The 329-nt window shown below is 69.9% G+C and carries 1 pseudogene; it reads left to right on the top strand.

What is annotated here, in order from left to right:
• Window positions 1-329: pseudogene (locus POF73_RS45980) on the top strand (SDR family NAD(P)-dependent oxidoreductase); the annotation flags it as partial.

Genomic DNA, 329 nt, shown 5'->3' with positions numbered 1-329 from the left:
TATCCCGGTCGACTGGACGGCGGTCCTGGCCGGGCACGACGGCCGGACGGTTTCGCTGCCCACGTATGCCTTCCAGCACCGTCGCTACTGGCTGGAGAAGACCGCTCCTGTCCCGGCCCTGGCCTCCGGCCGGGAGGTGGATGCCCGGTTCTGGGAGGCGGTCGAGCGTGAGGATCTGGAGTCTCTTGCCGACACCCTTCGGCTGGCGGACAGTGAGCCGTTGGCGGAGGTGCTCCCGGCGCTGTCGAGTTGGCACAAGGGTCAGGCGGCGCGGTCGGTGGTGGACGGCTGGCGGTACAAGGTGGTCTGGAAGCCCGTGGGCCGGGACA

The organism is Streptomyces sp. HD (genome assembly GCF_028369295.1).
Lineage (GTDB): Bacteria > Actinomycetota > Actinomycetes > Streptomycetales > Streptomycetaceae > Streptomyces.
Note: the sequence above shows the minus strand (reverse complement) of the source record. Positions and strands in the feature narration are given on the sequence as shown.